This window comes from Acidimicrobiales bacterium, from assembly GCA_036270875.1.
GTDB lineage: Bacteria > Actinomycetota > Acidimicrobiia > Acidimicrobiales > AC-9 > AC-9.
The window spans coordinates 1-21,668 of the sequence record DATBBR010000006.1; the positions used below are offsets into that span (position 1 = coordinate 1).

The following is a 21,668-nucleotide window of genomic DNA, read 5'->3' on the forward strand; positions in this document are numbered from 1 at the left end:
GTCGCCCTGACCGCGAAGCTGCAGATGGTGGATGGCGTCGACGGCGGGCTGTGGCTCGACGAGAGCATCGAGGTGGCCCGGCTACTGGAGGAGGATGGCGCGCTCGACGCACTGCAGCTCACAGGCGGCGGATCCCTGCTCAACCCGATGTACCTGTTCCGCGGCGACGCGCCGGTCTCGGAGATGGCGCGGACACTGCCGCGGTGGTTGCGTCCGGGGTTCAAGCTGCTGTCACCGAGATTCATGCCGACCTACCCGTTCGAGGAGGCCTTCTTTCTGCCCTACGCCCGCCAGTTCCGCCAGGCGGTCGACCTGCCCCTCATCCTTCTGGGCGGGATCAATCGGTTGGACACGATGCGGCGTGCCCTCGACGAGGGATTCGAGCTCGTGGCCATGGCGCGGGCGCTGCTCCGCGAGCCGGACCTCGTGGATCGCCTCAAGCGGGGCGTGACCACCGAGAGCCTGTGCATCCACTGCAACAAGTGCATGCCGACGATCTATCGCGGCACCCATTGCGTGCTGGTGCCGCCCGAGCAACGCCCAGGCCTCGGGAGGCTCGTGGAACGCTGACACCGGCGATGCCGGGGCAGTCCGCGTCGCCAGTTTCCAGGCGACGCCGGGAGCGTTACTCTGTGTCGTCGGGGGTGCGCATGATGTGGAAGTGGCGCAGGCGGCGAGAGGCCCAGGGCATCCGGGACCACTCTTTGTCCCGCGAGACACGGAGCGGGGCCCGGCTGGCTCGGGAGGCGGAGGCTTTCCTCGGAGGCTCGTCGGCGGAGTTGTTCCTCGGTCAGGGGCGCGAGGTTCCGACGTGGGCGTACGTGAACCAGGTCGCCCACGGTGACCCGGACCTCTTGTGGCAGCTCGCCGCCTGGGAGGGGGGCGCGACGAGGCTGCCTAGCGGGCGGGTCGGGACTCTCAGCTGGCGTGGAGCCGTCGCCGTCCTGGCCAGCGAGATCCTCGCGCTCGGAGGCGGGGATCCGGGCTCGATACGCAGGATCCAGCTGGACCGCCTGCTGCCGCTCGAGTCTGTGCTCATGGCTCCCATGGCGCGTCCTGTGAGCCCGGAGCAGCTCGTGGCCCGGGGGCGGGCGTGCCTCCGGGACCATCCGAGCTGCGAGCCTCCACTTTGAACACGGCCGGCGGCGGTCTGAGCGACGCCCGCCGCCCCGACGCGGGCGACGATGATCGTCGGTTTCTGAAATCCTGGTCCTTGTCGTAGGAAGGGAGGGCCAGGGTGCAGGCATCCAGCTCACACGTAGGGGTGCAGCCGGGGGACGGTCTCGTGGGCCGCTTCGGAGACTCCGTGCTTCTCGTAGCGGGGCCGACCTCAGAGGTCGACCCCTTTGTCGAAGAGCTCGTGGCCACGGTCGAGGCCGGCAGCGCCGAGGGGTCGCTGCCGGGTGCGGCTCTGGCCCGCCGCGTCGGTGAGCTGCTGTTTCGTACCGTGTCTGGTGACGCGGCATCCTTCGGCGTGGTGGCTCCGGTCGAGGGCGGCGCCCTGGTGCTGCTCCATGGCGAGGTCGATGCCGAGATCGCCCAACCGTCGGGCACCCGTCGCTTGTCGGGTCGCCAGGCGGTCACATGGGTGGATCAGGTGGTGCGGGCGCCGTTCGACCGACTGGCGCTCACCCAGGGCCCGGCCGGATCAGCGTCGGTCCATCCCGGCTCCGACCTCCGGGTCGGCGTCGTGCCGGGGGCCGGGTTCGTCCTGACACCGGGCGGCGGCGTGAGCGGTCGGCCGTCGTCGGTGTCGCCCCCGGTCGCGGCGTCTGACGACGACGGCCTGCCGGCAACCGAGGCGGTGCAGGCCGCCAGGCCGCCAGCAGGCGACGAGGACGAGATGGCGTCGGGCGTCGCGCAGCGGGACAACCGACCCCTCTTCGACCAGGCGGCCGAGCAGACCCCGGCACAACCACAGCCCGTGCCGGCTGGCAACGTGACGAGCGGCCCCCGATCACCACTCGAGGCGGAGGACGGGCCGACTGGCCCACCACGGCGAGCCGCCGCCACCATGGCGATGCGGGACGCGCCGGCGGAGCTCGTCGGCGACGACGGGTCGCGGACGCCCCTGGATGGGCAGTATGTCCTCGGGCGTGAGCCGGGCGCCGACGAGGACGTGAAGAGCAGGAAGGCCTCGCCGCTCCAGGTCGACGACCCCGATCAGCTCGTCTCGCGGGTGCATGCCCACCTGTGGGTCGAAGGCGGCAAGGTCTTCGTCCGCGACGCATCCTCGGCCAACGGGACATTCGTCGCCGCCCCGGGGGCCAGGGACTGGACGCGCGTCGGCCAAGAAGGGACGGAGCTTCCGCCGGGCTGGAGCATTCGTGTCGGGGGGCGCGTCTATACCCTCGAAGACGCGGCTCGGTCGAGCGCACCGGGCTCACCCAGGTGAACGCGGGGCGAGCCCCAGGCCGCACCGCGTTCGTCTGCGCCATGCCGATGGAGCTTCGGCCCCTGGCCCGCAAGCTTTCGCTGCACCGGACCGAGATTGCCGGCATGACCGTCTCGTCGGGGACCCTCGGCGACCGTGAGGTGGTCGCCATCGTGACCGGGATGGGACCCCGGCTGGCAACGGACGCCACCAGCCGGCTGCTCGACGCGGTAAGAATCGAGCGCGTCGTCGTGGTGGGCATCACCGGCGCGGTCGAGAACGAGACCCCGATCGGCAAGCTCGTCCGCCCCGAGGCCGTGGTGGACGGTGCGACGGGCGCCGAGCATCGGCCCGAGCCGCTGGGGGACGGTACGGCTCAGGGGAAGATGTGGACGACCGATTCGCTCATCACCGACGCCGACGTCATCTCGGGTCTGCGGGCCCAGGGCGTGGTCTCGCTCGACATGGAGACGGCGGCGATCGCCGAGGTGTGCGAGCAGCGCGGCATCCCGTGGTCGGTGTTCCGCGTCATCAGCGACCGAGCCACTGACGGGAGCATCGACCAGGAGGTGTTCGGGCTCAGCAACCAGGACGGGACGGCGAACGGGGCCGCCGTCGCCCGCTACTTCCTGCGGAACCCGGCGCGGATACCGCAGATGGCCCGACTGGCCAGGAGTGCCAAGCTCGCCACCGAGGCCGCCGCCGACGCTGCCATCCGCGCCTGCTCGCCGTCCTAGCCGATGGAGCTGTCCCTGTTCGAAGAGGTCGCCGAGGCGCTTCGGGGGCTGGTCTCGAGCGATCTGGGCCACGTCCGCCTCCGGTGGCACCGGTACGGCATCAAGGTCTGGTTCGGCCCTGAGCGCCCTCCGCGCGAGCACTACGAAGCGCAGGTCATCGGGCCTGACTACGTCGAGAGCGCGACCGTGCTCGCGCTGGAGGTGGGCTTCCACGCCGAGCACCGGGATATGGCGGACAACGATCGGGTCATTGCCCACCTGCTCGACTGCGAGGACGGGTGGCGCCGGAAGCTCGGCCGCGAAGCGGTGGTCGGACCGTTCCTCGGTCGCGCCGACACCTGGCGCCGGGTCTCCGAGATCTGGGCCGACCCCGACCTCGGCAGCACGGATCTCGCCTTTGAGGTCGCCTCTCGTATCAGCGAGTACGCCGCCGCGCTCGAACCGGTTCGCGGCAGCGGTGCAGGGCGCGCTAGCTGGAAGATGGCTCCGTAGTCTGGCCGGCCTCCCGGGCCGGCTCCGTCATCTGGTCGGCCTCCCGGGCCGGCTCCCGGCCCAGCACGAGAACGGCCACGTCGTCGTCCGGCGGCCGATCCGCCCACAGCCGGGCTACGAGGTCGCGGACCAGCGCCTCGGCGGGCTGGTCAGGGCCGCCCAACAGGCTGAGCAGGCCGCGCTCGCCCAGGATCGTGCCGTCTGGCCGGCGCATGTCCGTGACGCCGTCGGTGTAGAGGACGAGCTGGTCGCCGGGGCCGAGGGGAACTTCGAGCTCGCCGATCCTCACGTCGTCGAAGGCGCCGATCAGGGTGCCGCTGACCCGGACCGGGACCGCTGGCGAGCCGGGTCGGCGCCGGATCGGGGGCGGGTGGCCACCGGTGACAAGGCGCAGCACGGCAGCGTTTCCGTCCAGGCGCAACGTGCCAGCGACGACCGTGCAGAACCGTTCCCCCTGGGGCTCGTCGGTGGCACCCAGGAGCAGAGCCGCGTTGAGGCCCCGCAGCCACTCGGCGGGGCCAGTCCCGGTGATGCTGAGGGCGCGCAAGGTGGCCCGGGCCACCGCGTTGAAGGCCGCCGCTTCGGCGCCGATGCCGCACACGTCGCCGACCGCGAAGCCCCAGACGCCCTTCTCCAACGGCCATAGGTCGTAGAAGTCACCGCCGACATCCTCGGCCGCGGGGCGGTACGCAGCAGCCACCTCGATCCCGGGAACAGAGGGGAGGGCAGGCGGCAGGAGGCCGCGCTGCAGGGCCTGTGCCACCACGTTCTTGTGTTGGTAGAGCACGGAGTTGTCGACCGCCTGCGCGGCTCGCTGGGCCAGGCCGAGGGCGACGGCCAGGTCGTCCTCGTCGAACCGAGGTCGCGATCCTGTCCGGCTCAGGACGATGGCACCGATCGTGCGGCCCCGCGCCGTCATGGGGACGGTCATCGCCGAACGGATGCCGAGCTGGTGAACGATCTCTGCCTGGGACTGGTCGAAACCGGACGCGGTCAGCAGCTGGTCGGTCACCTCGGAATACAGCTCCGCCTGTCCGGTGGCGACGACCGTCGGTACACCGCCCGGTGCGCGGTCGGTCGGGAAGCGGACGTTGAGGTCCCACGCCTGGCTCGGGGCGTCCTCGTCCGTCTGGGCGACCGCCACCATTCGGATGTGCCGCCGCTCCGCCAGGTACACGGCGCACCAGTCCGCCATCGTGGCGACGGCCTGCTCGGAGACGGTTCGCAGCGTCTGCTCGTGGTCGAGGGACTCGGCCAGCTCCTTGCTGGCGTCGGCCAGGAAGGCCAGCTGATCGGCGGCCTGCCGTTCCTCCTCGAGAAGGCGAACCCGATCCAGCGCCTGTGCACCCTGGCCCGCAAGGGCGAGGATGAACGCCCGCTCGTCATCGCCGAACAGACGCGGCTCGGCGAACGACAGCCTGATCGCTCCCACCGAGGAGTCGACGGAGAGCGGTATGGCGCACAGCGACATCGTCTCCGGCTCCAGTCTCCGCACGTCCGGAAACCTGCTGTCGAGCTCTTCGGCCGACTCCAGCCACAGCGGCTGGCGGGTCCGGAGGGCGACGGCCGCCGGTAGGTCCGCCTCCACCGGCTCGTCCCTCAGGGCAGAGACGAGCTCCTCGCGATAGCCGACCGCTCCCGGCAGCGCCAGCTTTGCGCCCACCGGTACGAGCAGACCGCCCCCCGTCGCGCCCAGGGCGGGAACGGCTTGCTCCAGGACGACCTCGGCCACCCGCGCGGCAGTGCCGGCAGCGGCCAGCGACGTGCTCAGCCGGTGTAACCGAGCGGCGCGCTCGGCCGCCCGCTCGGCGTCAGCGAGCAGGTTCAGCTCGTCCAGGAGCCGATCCTCGAAGCTCTGGGGTGCCTGCGGTGGGAGACCCTCGAGCGAGCGCTGCACCTGGCGGCTGAGCTCGCCGACGTACCAACGCCGAAAGACCCTGTGCTGGGGCGGAGTCTCCAGCGAGAGAAGCCGCCCGGCGCGGCAGTAGGCGTCGGCTTCGTCGAGCGCCTCCAGGTAGCGTTCGCCCGTCTCGATGGCCCGCGGTGACAGCCGGACGCGGAGTTGCGTGCGTGCCTTGCCTGCTGCCTCGGCGGCGAGGGCCTGCTCCTTGAGCTCGCGGCGAAGCTCGCTGAAGTCCTTGGTGACCGTGGAGATGAGCCGGGCCAGCTCCTCTGGCACCCTGGCCGTGGCCCCCGCCTCGGCGCCGACGACCGCCAGCGTGAACTCGCGGACAAGGTTCTCGGTGTGGATCTTCGCTGCCAGCAGGAGCTTGGTCGGGACATCGCCAAGGTCGACCTCCACAACGTCCCTGGGCTCGTCGGCGTCGGCCCACGCATCCACGAGCTCGTCGGGCGACAGAAAGGCGCCCAGCAGATCGTCAGCGTTCTCGGCCGCTTCCCCTGACAGCTCCGCCCACACCTGCTTGCCGGGACCGTCCCGCTCCACGCCGCGACGGACGGTCAGGGCCTCGACGACCATCAGCCCCCGACCGGTCATGGCCGTCTCGCCCGTGTGGTTGCGCCCCGGCGGCGTCGCCGAGGAGTCGAAGACGGCGAGCCGCACGCGATCGCTTCCAACGTCGATGCCGAGCCGGATGGGCGGGGCGCCGTGGAGGAGGGCGTTGCTGACCAGCTCGCTGACCACCAGCTGGGCGTCGTTGGTCAAATGGGCAAATTCGGTCCCCGACAACGAGGCGGCAACCTCCCGTCGTGCCGCTGCCGCCGCCTCCTGTCTCGAGGACAACTCCAGCTCCTGTGGACCCATCCCTTCCCCTCCTGGCGGCAAGGATATGCCCCGGGGCCCGGCCGCCGCCCCGCCGTCACCGCCAGGAGGGCGTTCGACGCACTTCGCCGCGGCGCCCTATGGTCCCTGAGCGAAGACCGTCAACTGGGAGGCGCCCGATGGCGATCAGCGGGGAGTTGCGCAGCGCCGACGTGCTCGGCGAGCGGGCCCGGCTCATGGCTGGCGCGCTGGAGCCCGTCGCCGGGCAGGTCTACTTCTCACCCGAGTGCCACCGGGCCTACGCGGAATTGGGATTCAACCCCAGCCCCGGCTCGGCTGGAACTGTGGCGCTGCCCGACGGTCCTGCGTACTTCTGCAGCCGCGGCTCGGTCATGGGGCAGTTGCCAGGGGAGGTGGTGGCCTCCGCGTTCGCGGTGTTCAACCCGTCGGCCGTGACACCGATGGTGAACCACGGGTGGACCCTGACCGACGCAGCGACGATCTGCGCGGCCCGCACGAACGGCGCCATTGCACAGATGGTGCGCATTCTCGGCCCGAGGCCCGAGGGCCTGGAGCTGGCCAGGGCCCTACTGGTCCGCGCCGGTGACGGCCTGCGCGTCGAGGGCCATCCCCTGTACGCCGGGCTGCTGTCCCAGGGTCTACCGGAGGATCCGGTCGGTGACGTGTGGACACTGGCCGATCGCCTCCGCGAGTACCGAGGCGACTCCCACACCGCAGCCTGGACGACTGCGGGCTTCGACGCCACGGAGATCGGGCTGCTGACCGAGCTGTACTGGGGCCTGCCCATGCGGTCCTACGTGCGCACGAGAGCGTGGAGTGACGCCGATCTGGACGCTGCCGAGGCTCGGCTCGTCGAGCGGGGGATGATCGCCGACGGGGGAATGACCGATGAGGGCCGGGCGGCGCGCGAGGAGATCGAGCGGGCGACCGACCGCCAATGCCGGTCCACCGTCGAGCGGCTCGGGCCGGACCTCGACCAGCTGCTCTACATCCTCGGGTCTTGGGGCGCGGCGATTCGCAGCGCCGGAGGCTATCCGCAGTCGGGGCCACACGACCTGGCGAGGGTCCGGCAGCGCGGGCCGTCGTGACGCGCACCGTCGCCTTCGTGCCCGACCTCATGGATCGTTCCCGCCTGACCGGGACGCCTGGCCTCGAACTGATCGACCGTCTGGAGGACCTGCCCGACGCGGCCGTCGGGGCGCAGCTCGTCCTGATAGATCTCTCCCGGACGGGGGCCCTCGATGTCGTTCCCATGCTGGCTCCGACGCCAGTCGTCGGCTTCGCCAGCCACGTGGATCGAGAGCTGCTCGAGGCGGCGCGGCGAGCGGGGTGTGCCCGCGCCGTGCCCCGATCGGCCGTCCTGTCCCGCCGCGGCGGGCTCGAGCGCCTGCTCGACGAGCAGCAGGATGCCGGACCGGCCGATGACCGATAGCGTCGAGCGCTTTTCGGGCTTCGCCGCACTCTACGACGAGGTCCGCCCGGTGCCTCCTGTGTCATTCACCGAGCTGCTGAGCCAGCTGGCCCGGAGCTCTCGCCCCACCGTGGTGGTCGATCTGGGCAGCGGCACGGGTGTCTCCGCGCTCATCTGGGCGGGGCGCGCCGAGCGCGTCGTGGCCGTTGAACCCAACGTAGACATGCGGGCTGTGGCCGCGGCGCGGCTCAGCTCGGCACCGGGAACGGAGTTCGAGTTGCGCGACGTGCGAGCCGCCGACACCGGCCTCCAGGACGCGTGCGCCGACGTGGTGACGTGCTCTCAGTCGCTCCACTGGCTCGATCCCGAGACCACGTTCCCGGAAGTGGCGCGGGTACTTCGACCCGGCGGGGTCTTCGCGGCCATCGACTGCGACTGGCCCCCAGCGATCGACTGGGAGGTCGATGCTGCCTACGACCGTATGGACCAGGCCACCCGGCGGCTCGAAGCTGAGCTCGGCGTGGTTCCGCGGCGATGGGAGAAGTCGGGCCACCTCGCCCGGATGCGAGGCTCGGGGGCCTTCCGATGGGCGACCGAGCTGGCCCTCGGCAATGTGGAGTCGGGGGGAGCCGACCGCCTCATCGCCCTGGCGGACACCCAGGGAGGAGTGGTCGCGCTCCGGCAGGCTGGCGTGGCAGACGAGGAGATCGGACTCGAGGACCTCCGGCGTGTGGCGACGAAGGTGCTCGGGCAGAAGGCGCGACCGTGGTGGTGGACGTACCGCGTCCGTGTCGGAGTGGTGTAGCTCGGCGCCTACGTTTGCTGCTGGCCGGCGTAGTAGGCGCTGGCGTCGCCCCGAAGGGCGACGCTGGGTCGGCCGTCCACGCCAACCGGGACGGGGCCGGCTACGGTGACCCGCTCGCCCCGGCGGTGGGCGGTGCCGTAGTCATGGATGGCGTAGTGCTGGGTGGCCCGGTTGTCCCAGATGGCAAGATCGCCGACTCGCCACTTCCACCGGACCGTGTTCTCGGGCCGGACGACGTAGTCCTGGAGGAGGCGGATGAGATCGCGCGACGCCTGGGGGCTGAGGCCGACCACGGTCTGAGCGAAACCTCCCAGCACCAGCGAGCGCTCACCGGTCTCGGGATGGACCCGCACCGCTGGATGCTCGGTCTGGTGCACAGTGGAGACGAACTGCCGTTTGTGTGACCGCACCGCGTCGCTCGTGCTGTCGGTGCTCTCGGCGACGCTCGAGTAGCCCTGGGCGTTGGTGTGGACGATGCGCAGCTTGTCCGCCAGCTCCCGTAGCTCAGCGGGGAGGTCCTGGTAGGCACTGACCGTGTTGGCCCAGATGGTGTCGCCCCCGAGCTCTGGGATCACGACGGCGCGCAGCATCGTGAACGCTGGCGGCCGGTCCACGAAGGTGACGTCGGTGTGCCAGAAGTTGGTGCGGACGCCGATGTCCGAGTCGATCTCCTCCAGATGGGGTTGGTCGGGAGGCGAGGCCAGAGTGGGGTGGCCGAGCGTGAGATCGCCGAAGCGGCGGGCGAAGGCGACCTGACCCTCGTAGTCGAGGCGCTGGTCGCGGAGGAAGCCAACCCGGTGCTCGACCAGGGCCCTGCGGATCTGCGCGACCGTGTCAGGGCCGAGGTCGGCGGCGGCGTCGACGCCCCCGATCTCGGCGCCGATCCTGCCGGCCAGGGGCTCGACGGTGAGATTCACGGCGGCGTCGGTAGTGGTCGTCACGTCGCGCTGCCTCCTCTTGCCCGGCCGTGATCGGCCGAGCCGATTGTCGACCCGCTCAGTGATCATTGGCGGCCCGGTGCACACTGTCAAGGGAGGTGAGCAGCTGGTGCGGGTCGGCTCAGGCCCTGGCCATCAGTGCTGCGGGACACGCCGCGCGGGGGCCCGGCCAGCAGGCTGTTGCGGCGGCGGGCGTGTGGGAAGCCGGGGAAGGCGACGCCTCACCGCACTCTTGGTCTCGAGGGAGACCGTCTCGCCGTGGTGGGAGATCTCCAACGGGGGCCCGTCCATCAGCAGGTAGCTGGCCTCTCGGTGGTTGATCTCGACCTTCAGCAGCCGGCCCTTGAAGATGAGACGAAAGCTCATCCGGGTCAGGGCCTGGGGGAGGCGCGGCGAGAAGCTGAGGGCGCCGTGGAAGTCGCGAACGCCGCCGAACCCACCGATCGGTGCCATGCAGGCGCCGGCGAGCGAGGCGATGTGAAGGCCGTCCCGAGTGTTGTGCTCGAGGTCGTCCAGGTCCATCAGCGCCGCCTCACCGAAGTAGTCGTAGGCGAGCTCGACGTGACCGACCTCGGCGGCGACGACCGCCTGTGTGCATGCCGACAGCGAGGAGTCTCGGACCGTCAACGCTTCGTAGTAGTCGAAGTCACGGACCTTCTGATCCTCGGTGAACGCATCACCGCGCGTCTGGATGGCCAGCACCAGGTCGGCCTGCTTGACCACCTGCTTGCGGTAGAGCTGGAGATACGGGAAATGCAGGAGCAGTGGGTAGTCGTCGGGGCCCATGGCCGAGAAGTTCCACCGCTCGTGGGCGGTGAAGCCATCGGATTGGGGGTGGACGGCGAGCATCTCGTCATAGGGGATCACGACCATCCGGGCGGCATCGCGCCAGGAGGCGACCTCCTCGGGATCCACACCGAGCTCCACGGCGCGATCGGGGTGGCGCTCGGCCATATCCGCCGCGGCCCGTAGGTTCTTCTGGGCCATCAGGTTGGTGTAGACGTTGTTGTCGGCGATGGCGCTGTACTCGTCGGGACCCGTCACCCCGTCGATGCGAAAGCCGCTGTCGGCACCGTGGTGGCCGAGCGATCGCCACAGGCGAGCGGTCTCCACCAGTAGCTCGATCCCGACCTCGCGTTCGAACAGCTCGTCCTCGGAGGCCACCTGATAGCGGATCACGGCGTCCGCGATCCCGGCGTTGATGTGGAACTGGGCGGTCCCCGCCGGCCAATAGCCCGAGCACTCCTCGCCGCTGATCGTCCGCCACGGGAAGGCAGCGCCTTGCAGCCCCAGCTGTGTCGCCCGCTTGCGGGCCAGGTCGAGGGTGGCATGTCGCCAGCGAAGGACGTCGCCGACCGCTGCCGGGTAGGTGTAGGTGAGCATCGGAAGCACGAACATCTCGGTGTCCCAGAATGTGTGCCCGTCGTAGCCCGGACCGGTCAGACCCTTTCCGGGAATGGCCCGTTGCTCGCCTCGGGCCCCGGCCTGCAGGAGGTGGAACATGGCGAAGTGGACGGCCTGCTGGAGCTCGGCGTCGCCCTCGATCTCGATGTCGGCGCGATCCCAGAAGTCCTCGAGGTAGGCGCGTTGCGCGTCGACGAGGCCGTCCCAACCGGTGTGCTGGGCCTCGGCCAGGGCCCCCTCCACCTGGGCCCGCATGGCGGGCTGCGAGCGTTGCCCCGACCATCCGTAGGCGAGGAACTTGACGATGCGCAGGGGCTGGCCCGGCGCCACGTCAGCCGTCACCGTCACCCGTCCGAGGTCCTCCTCGCTCTCCACGCTGACCGTGGTGCCCGGCGGGCCGTCGACGACGTGGTCCATACCCGCGGCCACCCGCAGGCGGCTTGCCCGGGTGATGTGGGACAGCACGACCCGGTTGTCCTTGCAGATGTGGTCCTCGGAGACCAGCGGCGAGCTCAGCGCCGCCGCGGCGCGAGGGTCGGGGTCGACGGTGGGGGGTGGCTCGTTGGCGACCAGCTCAGACTGGACGACGAGTCGGATCGCGCTGCCGTCGACGGGTTCCACCTCGTAGAGCACTGCGGCTACCGCTCGCTGGACGAATGACACCAACCGGGTCGTGGAGAGCCGAACCTCACGACCCACCGGCGACACCCACTGTGCCTGTCGACGGAGCACTCCGGCCCGTAGGTCGAGCACCCGCTCGTGGGAGCGGAGCTGGCCGTAGCGCACGTCGAAGGGCTCGTCGCCGACGAGGAGGCGGAATATCTTCCCATTGGTGATGTGGACCACGGTCTGGCCCGCCTCGGGGTTGCCGTAGGACGTCTCGGCATAGCGGAGCGGCCGCTTCTCGTAGAAGGCGTTGAGGTAGGTGCCGGGGATGCCGACCGGCTCGCCCTCGTCCAGGTTCCCGCGGAGACCGAGGTGGCCGTTGGAAAGGGCGAACACCGACTCGGTCTGGGCCAGGACGTCGAGGTTGAGCTCGGTCTCGCGCAGCACCCACGGCTCGATCGCGAACGCAGGGTGGGGGATCATGATCGATCGAGCAGCTCGGCCAGATCGGTCACTACGACGTCGGCTCCGTGCTGGCGCAGGGCATCGGCCTGGCCGACCCGGTCGACTCCGACGACATATCCGAAGTTACCGGCGCGTCCGGCGGCCACCCCGGCCAGGGCATCCTCGAACACTGCCGCCTGGCCGGGGTCCACGTTGAGCGCCTTGGCTCCGGCGAGGAACGTGTCGGGGGCCGGCTTGCCCTTGAGGTGCTCGGCCTCGGCGACCAGGCCGTCGATGCGCACCTCGAACAGGTCGGCGATCCCCGCGGCGACGAGGACGTCATGGCAGTTGGCGCTGGAGGAGACGACCGCCCGGTGCAGGCCCGCGTCTCGCACGGCCCGGACGTAGCGGACCGAACCCGGATAGGCCTCCACACCCTGCTCGCGGATCAGACGCAGCACGATCTCGTTCTTGCGGTTGCCCAGCCCGTGGACGGTCTCTTCGCTCGGCGGGTCGTCGGGCTTGCCCTCGGGAAGCTCGATGCCGCGGGCGGCTAGAAACGATCGCACCCCATCCATCCTCGGCTTGCCGTCGACGTACTCGTCGTAGTCGGTGATGGCATCAAAGGGGACGAATGTCTCGCCTCGCTGCTTGGCACGCTGGGCGAGAAAGTCGTCGAACATCTGCCTCCAGGCGGCGGCGTGGACCTTGGCCGTCTTGGTGAGGACGCCGTCGAGGTCGAACAGGCACGCCACTACATTGTCCGGAAGGCCCAGCATCGGGCGAAGTGTAGCGGCACGTCCACGGCGTTGACCGGGCACCGGCTCGACCGAGGGCATAGGCTCGAGTCGAGGAGGGGCGATGGCGCCGATATCCCGTGGGTTTCGTGGCCGGCGACGCAGGGACGTCGATCCCTCGCGCCTGCCTCCCGGGCAGTACGTGGTGAACGACTTCCCGGTGCTGTCGGCCGGTCCCACGCCGAACGTGGCGCTGGATGGCTGGAGCTTCACCATCGACGGCGCGGTCGACGAGCGTCGCTCGTGGGGGTGGGAGGAGCTCCTCGCTCTCCCGAGCGAGACGGTCACGGTCGACATCCACTGTGTGACCAAATGGTCGAAGCTCGGCACGGCCTGGACGGGTGTGTCCCTCGACGTCCTGCTCGAGGAGGTCGAGACGAGCGCCGAATTCGTGACCGCGCGGTCCGAGGGTGGCTATACGTCCAACCTTCCGCTGGCTGACGTGACCGGCGGCCAGGCGTGGATCGCTTACCGCTTCGACGGAGAAGCCCTGGAGCCGGAGCACGGAGGACCGGCTCGACTGCTCGTCCCGCATCTGTATTTCTGGAAGAGCGCCAAGTGGATCCGGGGCCTGACCCTCATGGACGAGGACGAGCCCGGCTTCTGGGAATCGCTCGGGTACCACAACTACGGCGACCCGTGGAGAGAGCAGCGGTACTGGAGCGACTAGGCGCCCGCCGCGCGCCGCTGATCTGGCGGGTGTGCACGGTCGTCGACGTGCGGGAGGAGACGCCTCGGGCCCGGACGATCGTCCTCGACGTCCCCGGGTGGCCCGACCACCTCGCCGGCCAGCACGTCGATGTCCGTCTCACGGCCGACGACGGCTACCAGGCCCAGCGCTCGTATTCCATCGCCTCGCCTCCCGGGAGCGCCGGGCTGGCGCTGACGGTCGAGCAGATCGACGACGGCGAGGTCTCGCCCTACCTGACCGATGAGCTTCGCGTCGGGGACAGCTTCGAGCTACGAGGTCCGATCGGCGGCTACTTCACCTGGAACGTGCGCGACGGTGGACCCCTGCTCCTCGTCGCCGGGGGCTCGGGCCTCGTGCCGCTAATGGCCATGGTCCGCCACCGCCGACAGGAAGCGAGCGACATCGACACCCGGCTGTTGGTCTCGGTCGGCTCGCGGGAAGACGTGCTGTACCAGGCCGAGCTCGCCGAAGCTCCCCGCCAGGGCGTCGCCTGCCACTACACGCTGACACGCCACTGGGACGCACAGTGGGCCGGGTGGACCCGCCGGGTGGACGCCGAGATGATCGGCGCCGTCGGACCGGGTCCCGAGGAACGACCGCTGATCTTCGTTTGTGGACCGACGCCGTTCGTCGAGCACGTGGCGGACCTGCTCGTGGCCCTCGGGCACGAGGCTGCGAGAGTTCGCACCGAGCGATTCGGACCGACGGGAGGATGACAATGGAAGCATCTGGACTTCACACCGATGGCAACGGCGTCGCCGGCACCCTGGAGGAGATCTTCACCACGGAGATCACGCTCGCCGAGCGGATTTGTCAGTCGTGTGGGACCCGCGCTGCGATCGGCGCCCATCGCGCCTATCAGGGGGCGGGCGTCGTGCTGCGCTGCCCGCATTGCGGCGACCTGGGGGCGCGTGTCGGCATCCAGGGCGACCACCACCACGTGCTCGAGCTTCGAGGCACCTGGGTCCTGAACCGGTCGCCGTGAGGGTCATCGACGAGGCCAGGCTGTCGTGAGGGAGGCCAAGCCGTCGTTCACTGCCCGCCGGGTGGCTGTCAGCCGGGCCAGCCTGGTCCGACCCGAGGTGCCGACGGGTGACGCCGACGCCGAGGTCCGCCTCTACCAGTCGCTCGGAGGAAAGCGGGTGAGCCTGGGAGACAAGCGGCTCCGACGTCACCTGGCCGTCCGTACCGCGTTCTTCGACCGGGAGACGTTGGACTCCCTCCGCGCCGGTGTCCGGCAGATCGTCGTCGTCGGCGCGGGCTACGACGGACGGGCGCTGCGCTTCGCCAGCCCCCAGGTTCGGTGGTTCGAGGTGGACCATCCGGCGACACAGGCGGACAAGCGCTTGCGCCTGGCCGCCGTCGGATCGCTCTCCAGCCAGATCTCCTTCGTTGCCGTCGACCTCGTACACGACGACCTGATGGGCGCGCTCCGTGCCGCTGGCCACGACTCCACCCTTCCGTCTCTCTTCGTGGTGGAAGGGCTCCTCGGCTACCTACCCCGGCCGGTGACGAGCGAGCTGCTCGGCAGCCTCCACGAGTTAGCTGGTGGCGGGAGCCGACTGGCGGTGGCGTTTCCGACGACGCGTCCCGACGCTCCGGCGCCCGAACGGCTCCGTCGTCGGGTGCGAGGTGTGATCGTCGCCGCCATGGGCGAGCCGTGGCTCACCAGGTTCGGCCCTGACGAGCCCGATCAGCTGCTGGCCCGGTCGGGATGGGCCGTCGCTGTGAAAGGCGACCAGCCGGTGCGCTATCGGGGTCGCACTGGCCTGCTCGTGGGCGCCGAGCCGGCGGCTGCAGGCAGTGCGTGAGCCACCGCGGGTGGTCGGGCCGCTACCGCGGTCCGCGCGGCCAGAAGTCACGACCGAAGTTGGCCGGAGCGGGCTCGTCTCGAGGACGGGTTGGTGGGACCCGCAGGACACCAGAGGCCATCTCCGCTGCCTGCACCGGCCGGTACGTCGGTGTCCACACGGCGTCGCGCACCTGGGACTCCAGGTCGCCGTCCAGCGCAGCCCGGGCAACGCCGTCGCGCCCGGCGGCCTCGGCCACCGCGACGGCCACGGCGACCGACGTGCTGCGCAAGTCCTCGATCTGGGGAAGGAGCGACGCACCGGGAATGGTCGGGTCGACGAGATCGGCGATGGCTCGGGCGGCGGCGACGATCATCCCATCGGTGATGACCGTGGCCCGGGCGACGATCGCGCCCAGACCCAGACCGGGGAAGACCAGGGCATTGTTGGCCTGGCCGATGACGTAGGTCACGTCGTCGAAGGTGACGGGGTCGAACGGACTGCCCGTCGCGACCAGAGCTCGGCCGCCGGTCCACCGGATCAGGTCCGCGGGAACCCCCTCGCAGAGGTGCGTGGGGTTGGACATGGGCAGGATGATGGGCCTGTCGACGTGGGCCGCCATCTCCGTGACGATCTCCTCGGTGAAGGCGTTGGCTCGCGTGGAGGTGCCGATGAGGATGGTCGGGTGGACGCGGCGAACCACCTCGGCGAGGTCGATCCCACCGAGCTCGTTGTCGCGGTTCCACCCCACGACCTCGCTGGCTGGTCGTTGGTAGGCCCGCTGGAAGTCCTGGAGGTCGGCGACCTCCTCGGTGAGCAAACCCTGGCGGTCGAGGCACCAGAACCTGGTTGTGGCCTCGTCGCGGGTGAGCCCGTCCGCTGCCATCGCGTCCCGCATCTGGTCGGCGATGCCGATGCCCGCAGTGCCGGAGCCGAGCACCACCACTCGGTGCTCGGCAAGCGAAACACCGGATACTCGAGCGGCTGACAGCACGGCGGCCAGGTTCACGGCGCCGGTGCCCTGCATGTCGTCGTTGAATGTCAGTACCCGCCGCCGGTACCGCTCGAGGATCCTGCGGGCGTTGCTGGTGCCGACGTCTTCCCAATGGAGCAGAGCGTTCGGGAACAGCCGTCTCGCCGTGTTGACGTAGGTCGCGATGAACTCGTCGTAGGCCGTCCGAGACACTCGGGGGTGCCGGTTGCCGAGATAGAGCGGGTCCTCCAGCAGGCTCTGACGATTGGTTCCCACGTCGAGCATGACGGCCAGCGTCCGGTCCGGGTAGATCCCCGCAGCCGCGGTGTACACGACGAGCTTGCCCACGGCGATCTCGATACCGCCCACCCCCCAGTCTCCGATGCCAAGGATCGCCTCGGCGTCGGTCGCCACGATGAGGTCGACCTCGTCGGGCCCGAGGCCCATCTCACCGAGCGACGGCCCGACGAGCTCGGGCGAGTCGACCGAGAGATAGACGCCACGGGGCCGGCGGTACTCGTGGCTGTACATGGCGATGGCGTCTCCGATCGTCGGGGTGTAGACGATCGGGAGCATCTCCCGAAGATGGTCGGACAGCACCCGGTAGAAGAGAACCTCGTTGCGATCATGAAGATCGGCGAGGTGAATGTTCTTGGCCAGGTTGGTCGGCTGTGCCGCGTACTGCGAGTACGACAGGGCGGCCTGCTCGTCCAGGGTCAATACCGAAGGCGGGAGCTGTCCGACCAGGCGCAGCGCTCGACGCTCCTCGGGGGAGAAGGCGGTTCCCTTGTTCAGGCGGGGGTTGTCGAACACCTGGCGACCACGGAGTGTCGTCTCCCACGCCCCGTCCTCGTTCAACCACATCGTCTGCATCGGGTTCCCCCCCCGGCCCTCTGGGCGGCTACCTCCATTGTGACGCCGAGGGCGACGGGACGCGCTCTCGCTTGACGATAGGGATCGGGGCGAGCAGCGCCGAACCCCTGAGGGTGCGCCGAGCCGCCCGCGTGCTAGCAGCCGCCGGGTTCGCCGCGGGTGTCCTCGCCCTGCCGGCCGGCCCAGCGGTGGCGACCGGTCCGGCACCCCAGTTCTTCGCCGGGTGCCGGGCGCCGACCCAGACGCCAACCGTGGCCGTGGGGACGGTGTCCTGCCAGGAGCTGGCGAGCCCCGCCTTGGGCGGCACCACGGCGTTCTCGTACTACGTGCCACCTGCCTGCGCACCATCGATTGGTCGGCGCTGTCCGGTTCTCTACCTGCTCCACGGCTTCGGCGGCGACTACACCTCGATGTTGGGCACGGGCGCTCACCCCAGCGCCTGGGTCGACGCCCTGGACTCGGGGCCGCCGGTCGACCCACACAGCGTCGCCGATCCATGGAGCTACTCCGATCCAGCCCACTGGGCGCTCCGCCCGGCACTGGACATCATCCTGGTGGCCCCGGACGGCCGAACAGTGCCCGGGGGCTACGGTCCGGCGCCCGGCGTCGATGGATTCTGGGTCGACTGGAACCCGCGCTACGCGGCCGGGGGCGACGAGGCTCGGTATCGCACCCGGGCGCCCAGCTTCGCGACGGACGTGATGGACGAGATCCTGCCCTACGTCGAGTCCCACCTCCCGACCCGACCGGGACGGGAGTGGCGGGCGCTGGCGGGCACCTCGCTCGGCGGGTACGGGTCGTACCAGCTGGGCCTCGCCCACCCCGATCTCTGGTCGTCGCTCGGCTCAGTGTCGGGGGCGCTCAACATCCTGGTCCTCCCCGGCGCCGACCCCACGCGGGCGTCCTCACCCCTCGGAGTGCAGCCCCCGGGTGCTGTTCCGTACCATCAGCTGCCAGGCGCTGTCGGCGTCCTGCCGGGCTCCGTCTCGCCGACGGAGGCCGAGGACGCCAACGCCGCCACCCTGGCCCTCGGCGACCCGGTGGCCGACCAGGCCTACTACCGGGGTCGGAACCCCCGGGACCTGGTACTGAACGCCAGGGCCTTCCGGTCGGGCCGGCAGGTCACCGACCTGCAGGGCTTCTCCAATGACGCCGTGCCTCGGCGCAGCGCCGATCTCGGCAGCCCGTCGGACTACCTCACCGCCCAGGGCTTCGAGGCGCTGGTGCTCGACATGAACGTCGACTTCCAGACTGCGGTCGCTGACGTCGGCGTCACTGACCACTACGAGCTGCATCCCGGCATTCATTCCGATCCGTACTGGAATCCATGGCTCCGCGGTCAGCTCGAGAACCAGTACGCGTCGCTCCGCCACGACGACGGCAGCGGCAACCCTCCACCACCACCCGACCGCTTCGACTACAGAACCGTGCAGCGGGCGTTCTCTGTCTGGGGCTGGCGATTCGACGTCACCCGACCGACGGACGAGTTCCTCGAGCTGCAGAACGTGTCCTGTGGCGGCCTCACCCTCCGGGGCACCGGCGAGGTCACCCTGCAGGTTCCGGTGGGTTGTCAGACCGGTCGCAACGGATCCCGTGTCGTGCACGCCAACCTGGGCCCACCCATGCCGAGCGACGCGCCGGCGGGCGCGGACGCCACCCCGTTCTACGGCCGCACGGTGACGGTCGGGCTCGCCCCGTTGCACGGCGCCCACTGAGGACGCACGGGGCGGGCGCCACCAGGTAGCCAGGCCTTCGGTGGCGGGACCGATGAGGTTCGCCTCGCCGGGGCGTCTGAAGGCACATGACGTGCACGGCCGCTGACCTCCGCTCGACCCCCGGCTGGTCGGCCGCGGGCCGCAATGCAGCCGCCATCGCGCCCAAGTTGCTCCGGCGCGGCGGAGCTCTGATCGTGCTCGTCGTGGCTGTCGTGGCCGGCGTCGGCCGCAGCCACGACCTCGCCGCCGTCGGTCACTCCCTTGTCCACGTCCGCTGGGGGCTGCTGCTGGCAGCACTTGGTCTCGAGGCCGCGTCCATGGTCGTCTTCGCTCTGATCCAGCAGCGGCTGCTGCGGGCGGGCAACGTCGAGGTGGGCCTGGGGCCGATGACGGCGATCGCTCTCGCCGCCAACGCCTTGGCCCTCACGCTTCCCGGTGGGGTGGCGTGGGGGGCGACTTGGGTCTTCGGCCGGCTGCGGCGGCGCGGGGCCGACCGCCCGCTGGCCGGATGGGTGGTGCTCGTGAGCGGCGCTCTGGGCAGCTTCGCGCTGTTCCTCGTCGTGGCGGCTGGAATCGAGATCGCGGGTGGCCGGGGGCCGGTCGCCCACTTGCGACCGGTGGCAGCGGGCCTGGCCGCCATGCCCGTTGTGGCTGCCGGTGTGGCTCTGCTCGGACGGCGCTCGCCCGGAGCCAGGGCCGTGGGACGCGGCGTGGCCGGGGCCACCTCGGGCATGCCCCACCTCCGACGCCTTGCCGACGCCGCCGGCACGCTGGCGTCGCGGGTCGGTGCGGTCGGGCTCGACGTTCGGGGCTGGACGACGATCGGCTTGCTCGCCATGCTCAACTGGCTCATCGATTGCGCCTGCCTCGTGACCTGCGTGTGGGCGATCAGTGGCACGGTCCCCTGGCGCGGGGTGCTGGTGGCCTACGGGCTGGCCCAGGTGGCGGCCAGCTTTCCGCTCGTTCCTGGTGGGCTCGGCGTTGTGGAGGGCAGCCTTTCCTTCTTCCTCGTCGCCTACGGCATGTCAGCCGAGAGCGCCCTGGCTGGCGTGTTCCTCTACCGGATCGTCAGCTTCTGGTCTGTCGTGCCCGTCGGGTGGGGTATCTGGGGCTGCCTCACCCTTCGCGAGCAGCGAAGCCGGGCGGTGGCGCCGGTTCAGCGGCCGACGCCGGTGACCGTCTCCGCCGCGGCAGCGAAGGTGGGATCACCGGTGGCCGCGAAGCCGCGGCGGCAGGCCTCGACGAGCTTGACCTGGTGTGGGTCTCGGCTGTCGGCCGCCGCCCGGGCGAGCTCGTCATCGACCACCGCGTCTCCCCGCCTCGCCCCTCTTCCCGTGCTGGCCGTCGCTGGCTCTGCACCTCGGTACAGCGAGGCGTGCTCGGCCCGCACCTGAGCGAGTCCGGCGGCTCCGTCGGCGGGTGAGATGTGGTCGACCATGAGCTCGACCGCCATGGCTCCGGTGACGCCGTGGAGGTTGAAGATGTTGGGCCGGGCGAGGTAATGACGGGCGCCGTTGGCGGCGGCATCAACGAGAGCCGGCCGCACGTCGTGCCCGTTCGCTTGTTCGGTCGCCTGCCGCCCGGCGCTGTAACGGGCGGCCCAGTAGGCGAGTGCTCTGGCCAGCTCGGCACGCCGGGCGGGGGTGTCCGTCGAATCGATGGCCCGAACGGCGTGGGCCGCTCTGATGGCGCCATGGAAGAGGGCGACAGCCAGCGCGGGCATCAGGCGGGGCACCCACACCTCGACGACCGCGGCCCACCCCTCGTCCGCGATCGCTCGCTCGAAGTGCCCGATCCACTCGGGGAGCTTCCGGTAGTCACCGAGCCCTTCTCGCCACTCGAAGTCGACCGGTGCCGCCGGGTCGACGGCCGTCCCGCCGGAGCGGGCGACGCGCCGAGCCCAGCCGTCGATGACATCGTCGCAGCCGAGAGCAGCCAGGGCCTCGCAGGCCATGGGTCCGTGGTTGACGAAGCCGTTCGGAAGCTCGAAGCCCGATCGGGCCATGCGCTCGAAGGCCTCGTCCAATGCCGGTGTCATGTCGGTCATGCCGCATCCTGTCGTGCCATGCGGAACAAGCGTAAGACCTCGAGTGCTCTTGAGGTCAAGGCCCCGCTGGGACCGGCTCGCGGCACTCAGAGCGCGCTCGTGCCGTCGAGCCATTCCATTCGAGTCCCCGACGGGTGGGCACTGGCAAGAAGCCTGGAGGACGCAGTCCCATCGAGGTACGCGACGAGTGACAGGGCAGCGAAGGCTCCGCCCCGGCGGTTCTGCTCCACGAGACGGGACGGGGCGTCCAGGCCTTGCACGGTCCGGCGAGCGCGCGTCCCGAGAGGCACCAGGGGATCGAGCGCGATCCAGGCGACGTCACGCTCGCGGCCGAGCCTCGATATGACCTCGCTCATGTCCTGCTGCATGGCTTCATCGAAGAAGACGGCCGCGAACGAGTCGACCACGACGACGAGCAGCCCAGCAGGCACGGCCCTCAGCACATCGGAGAGGAGCTCGTGCGCGTCGCCCCGAATGATCGGCGCATCACCGGCGCGCGCTACCTCGATGGCTCCGGCGACCCGTCGCAGCGCCCCTGCCTCCGGCGGAATGCATGCCTCCAGCCACGCCCGTTCCTCCGGGTCATCGAGATCGAGAGGATTGAGGTCGATGCCGACCCGGTGATCGATCTTCCCGGTCGGAGGAAGGAGGGGTCGCAGGTGTCCCCGGAGCTCGCAATCGATGTCGACGGGGGAGTCAGACGCGCCCCATTGCCGGCCATCGCTCAGGGCGTATCGGTAGCCGTCGAGGTAGAGCCCGAGCCCCGATCCCGTCCCCACGTCCACCAGAGCGAGCTGTCGACCGGGCTCCATTCGCTGGACAACGCCC

General features: G+C 70.4%; 20 protein-coding genes. 14 read left to right on the forward strand and 6 right to left on the reverse strand.

The window, feature by feature from the left end; translation table 11 throughout:
- From VH112_00400 to VH112_00420, 5 genes are all read left to right on the forward strand, one after another.
- The coding region (locus VH112_00400) for an NADH:flavin oxidoreductase (protein HEX4538677.1) at positions 1–570 on the forward strand (570 nt) is incomplete at its 5' end.
- Positions 571–632: 62 nt separating this feature from the next.
- On the forward strand, positions 633–1,133 hold the full coding sequence (locus VH112_00405) for a hypothetical protein (protein HEX4538678.1): 501 nt from the start codon (positions 633–635) through the stop codon (positions 1,131–1,133).
- A 173-nt stretch (positions 1,134–1,306) separates the two neighbouring features.
- The gene (locus VH112_00410; protein ID HEX4538679.1) at positions 1,307–2,395 is read left to right on the forward strand and encodes an FHA domain-containing protein; all 1,089 of its coding nucleotides are present in this window, start codon (positions 1,307–1,309) and stop codon (positions 2,393–2,395) included.
- Positions 2,392–3,111, forward strand: coding sequence for a hypothetical protein (locus tag VH112_00415; GenBank protein HEX4538680.1), 720 nt, complete (start codon positions 2,392–2,394; stop codon positions 3,109–3,111). The genes VH112_00410 and VH112_00415 overlap by 4 nt, the downstream gene beginning before the upstream one ends.
- 3 nt (positions 3,112–3,114) lie before the next feature.
- Positions 3,115–3,603, forward strand: a complete 489-nt coding sequence (locus tag VH112_00420; protein ID HEX4538681.1) for a hypothetical protein — start codon at positions 3,115–3,117, stop codon at positions 3,601–3,603.
- Here VH112_00420 and VH112_00425 read toward each other — a convergent pair.
- Complete coding sequence (locus VH112_00425) at positions 3,581–6,367, reverse strand: SpoIIE family protein phosphatase (protein HEX4538682.1); 2,787 nt, start codon at positions 6,365–6,367, stop codon at positions 3,581–3,583. The two genes, VH112_00420 and VH112_00425, sit on opposite strands and share 23 nt — an antisense overlap.
- A gap of 137 nt (positions 6,368–6,504) precedes the next feature.
- Here VH112_00425 and VH112_00430 point away from each other — a divergent pair, with 137 nt between their 5' ends.
- From VH112_00430 to VH112_00440, 3 genes are read left to right on the forward strand one after another with little or no spacing between them, the layout of a single operon-like run.
- Positions 6,505–7,434, forward strand: coding sequence for a hypothetical protein (locus VH112_00430; GenBank protein ID HEX4538683.1), 930 nt, complete (start codon positions 6,505–6,507; stop codon positions 7,432–7,434).
- Entirely contained in the window at positions 7,431–7,778 is a 348-nt protein-coding gene (locus tag VH112_00435; GenBank protein ID HEX4538684.1) for a hypothetical protein, read from the forward strand. The genes VH112_00430 and VH112_00435 overlap by 4 nt, the downstream gene beginning before the upstream one ends.
- Positions 7,768–8,562 (forward strand): class I SAM-dependent methyltransferase, encoded by a 795-nt coding sequence (locus VH112_00440; GenBank protein ID HEX4538685.1) that lies wholly within the window; start codon positions 7,768–7,770, stop codon positions 8,560–8,562. Before VH112_00435 ends, VH112_00440 begins: the two co-directional genes overlap by 11 nt.
- Positions 8,563–8,570: 8 nt before the next feature.
- On the opposite strand, the gene VH112_00445 is transcribed toward VH112_00440, so the two are convergent.
- From VH112_00445 to VH112_00455, 3 genes are all read right to left on the reverse strand, one after another.
- A complete protein-coding gene (locus VH112_00445; protein HEX4538686.1) occupies positions 8,571–9,503 on the reverse strand; it encodes a TauD/TfdA family dioxygenase in 933 nt (310 codons plus the stop codon).
- A gap of 132 nt (positions 9,504–9,635) precedes the next feature.
- On the reverse strand, positions 9,636–11,993 hold the full coding sequence (locus VH112_00450; GenBank protein ID HEX4538687.1) for a glycosyl hydrolase family 65 protein: 2,358 nt from the start codon (positions 11,991–11,993) through the stop codon (positions 9,636–9,638).
- Positions 11,990–12,733 (reverse strand): beta-phosphoglucomutase family hydrolase, encoded by a 744-nt coding sequence (locus tag VH112_00455; GenBank protein HEX4538688.1) that lies wholly within the window; start codon positions 12,731–12,733, stop codon positions 11,990–11,992. The genes VH112_00450 and VH112_00455 overlap by 4 nt, the downstream gene beginning before the upstream one ends.
- Before the next feature lie 82 nt (positions 12,734–12,815).
- Between VH112_00455 and VH112_00460 the strand changes: the two genes are divergently transcribed.
- From VH112_00460 to VH112_00475, 4 genes are read left to right on the forward strand one after another with little or no spacing between them, the layout of a single operon-like run.
- Complete coding sequence (locus tag VH112_00460) at positions 12,816–13,421, forward strand: sulfite oxidase-like oxidoreductase (GenBank protein ID HEX4538689.1); 606 nt, start codon at positions 12,816–12,818, stop codon at positions 13,419–13,421.
- 29 nt (positions 13,422–13,450) lie between these two features.
- Positions 13,451–14,158, forward strand: a complete 708-nt coding sequence (locus VH112_00465) for a ferredoxin reductase (protein ID HEX4538690.1) — start codon at positions 13,451–13,453, stop codon at positions 14,156–14,158.
- 2 nt (positions 14,159–14,160) lie between these two features.
- Complete coding sequence (locus VH112_00470) at positions 14,161–14,427, forward strand: DUF6510 family protein (GenBank protein ID HEX4538691.1); 267 nt, start codon at positions 14,161–14,163, stop codon at positions 14,425–14,427.
- Positions 14,428–14,452: 25 nt separating this feature from the next.
- A complete protein-coding gene (locus VH112_00475; GenBank protein HEX4538692.1) occupies positions 14,453–15,253 on the forward strand; it encodes an SAM-dependent methyltransferase in 801 nt (266 codons plus the stop codon).
- Between the two features lie 22 nt (positions 15,254–15,275).
- Here the strand turns inward: VH112_00475 and VH112_00480 are convergent, their stop codons facing one another.
- The gene (locus VH112_00480; GenBank protein ID HEX4538693.1) at positions 15,276–17,078 is read right to left on the reverse strand and encodes an NAD-dependent malic enzyme; all 1,803 of its coding nucleotides are present in this window, start codon (positions 17,076–17,078) and stop codon (positions 15,276–15,278) included.
- Between the two features lie 131 nt (positions 17,079–17,209).
- Here VH112_00480 and VH112_00485 point away from each other — a divergent pair, with 131 nt between their 5' ends.
- A complete protein-coding gene (locus tag VH112_00485) occupies positions 17,210–18,793 on the forward strand; it encodes an alpha/beta hydrolase-fold protein (GenBank protein HEX4538694.1) in 1,584 nt (527 codons plus the stop codon).
- Between the two features lie 194 nt (positions 18,794–18,987).
- Positions 18,988–20,187 carry a YbhN family protein gene (locus tag VH112_00490; GenBank protein HEX4538695.1) on the forward strand — a complete coding sequence of 400 codons (1,200 nt, stop codon included), beginning with the start codon at positions 18,988–18,990 and terminating at the stop codon, positions 20,185–20,187.
- A 739-nt stretch (positions 20,188–20,926) separates the two neighbouring features.
- On the opposite strand, the gene VH112_00495 is transcribed toward VH112_00490, so the two are convergent.
- A partial coding sequence (locus tag VH112_00495; GenBank protein ID HEX4538696.1) for a DUF2332 family protein occupies positions 20,927–21,668 on the reverse strand: 742 nt, incomplete at its 5' end.

Bases quoted from the DNA above. Each gene is read 5' to 3' on its own strand.
- VH112_00420 (HEX4538681.1), top strand. From the start codon at position 3,115: ATGGAGCTGTCCCTGTTCGAAGAGGTCGCCGAGGCGCTTCGGGGGCTG.
- VH112_00425 (HEX4538682.1), bottom strand. From the start codon at position 6,367: ATGGGTCCACAGGAGCTGGAGTTGTCCTCGAGACAGGAGGCGGCGGCA.
- VH112_00430 (HEX4538683.1), top strand. From the start codon at position 6,505: ATGGCGATCAGCGGGGAGTTGCGCAGCGCCGACGTGCTCGGCGAGCGG.
- VH112_00440 (HEX4538685.1), top strand. From the start codon at position 7,768: ATGACCGATAGCGTCGAGCGCTTTTCGGGCTTCGCCGCACTCTACGAC.
- VH112_00450 (HEX4538687.1), bottom strand. From the start codon at position 11,993: ATGATCCCCCACCCTGCGTTCGCGATCGAGCCGTGGGTGCTGCGCGAG.
- VH112_00455 (HEX4538688.1), bottom strand. From the start codon at position 12,733: ATGCTGGGCCTTCCGGACAATGTAGTGGCGTGCCTGTTCGACCTCGAC.
- VH112_00460 (HEX4538689.1), top strand. From the start codon at position 12,816: ATGGCGCCGATATCCCGTGGGTTTCGTGGCCGGCGACGCAGGGACGTC.
- VH112_00470 (HEX4538691.1), top strand. From the start codon at position 14,161: ATGGAAGCATCTGGACTTCACACCGATGGCAACGGCGTCGCCGGCACC.
- VH112_00480 (HEX4538693.1), bottom strand. From the start codon at position 17,078: ATGCAGACGATGTGGTTGAACGAGGACGGGGCGTGGGAGACGACACTC.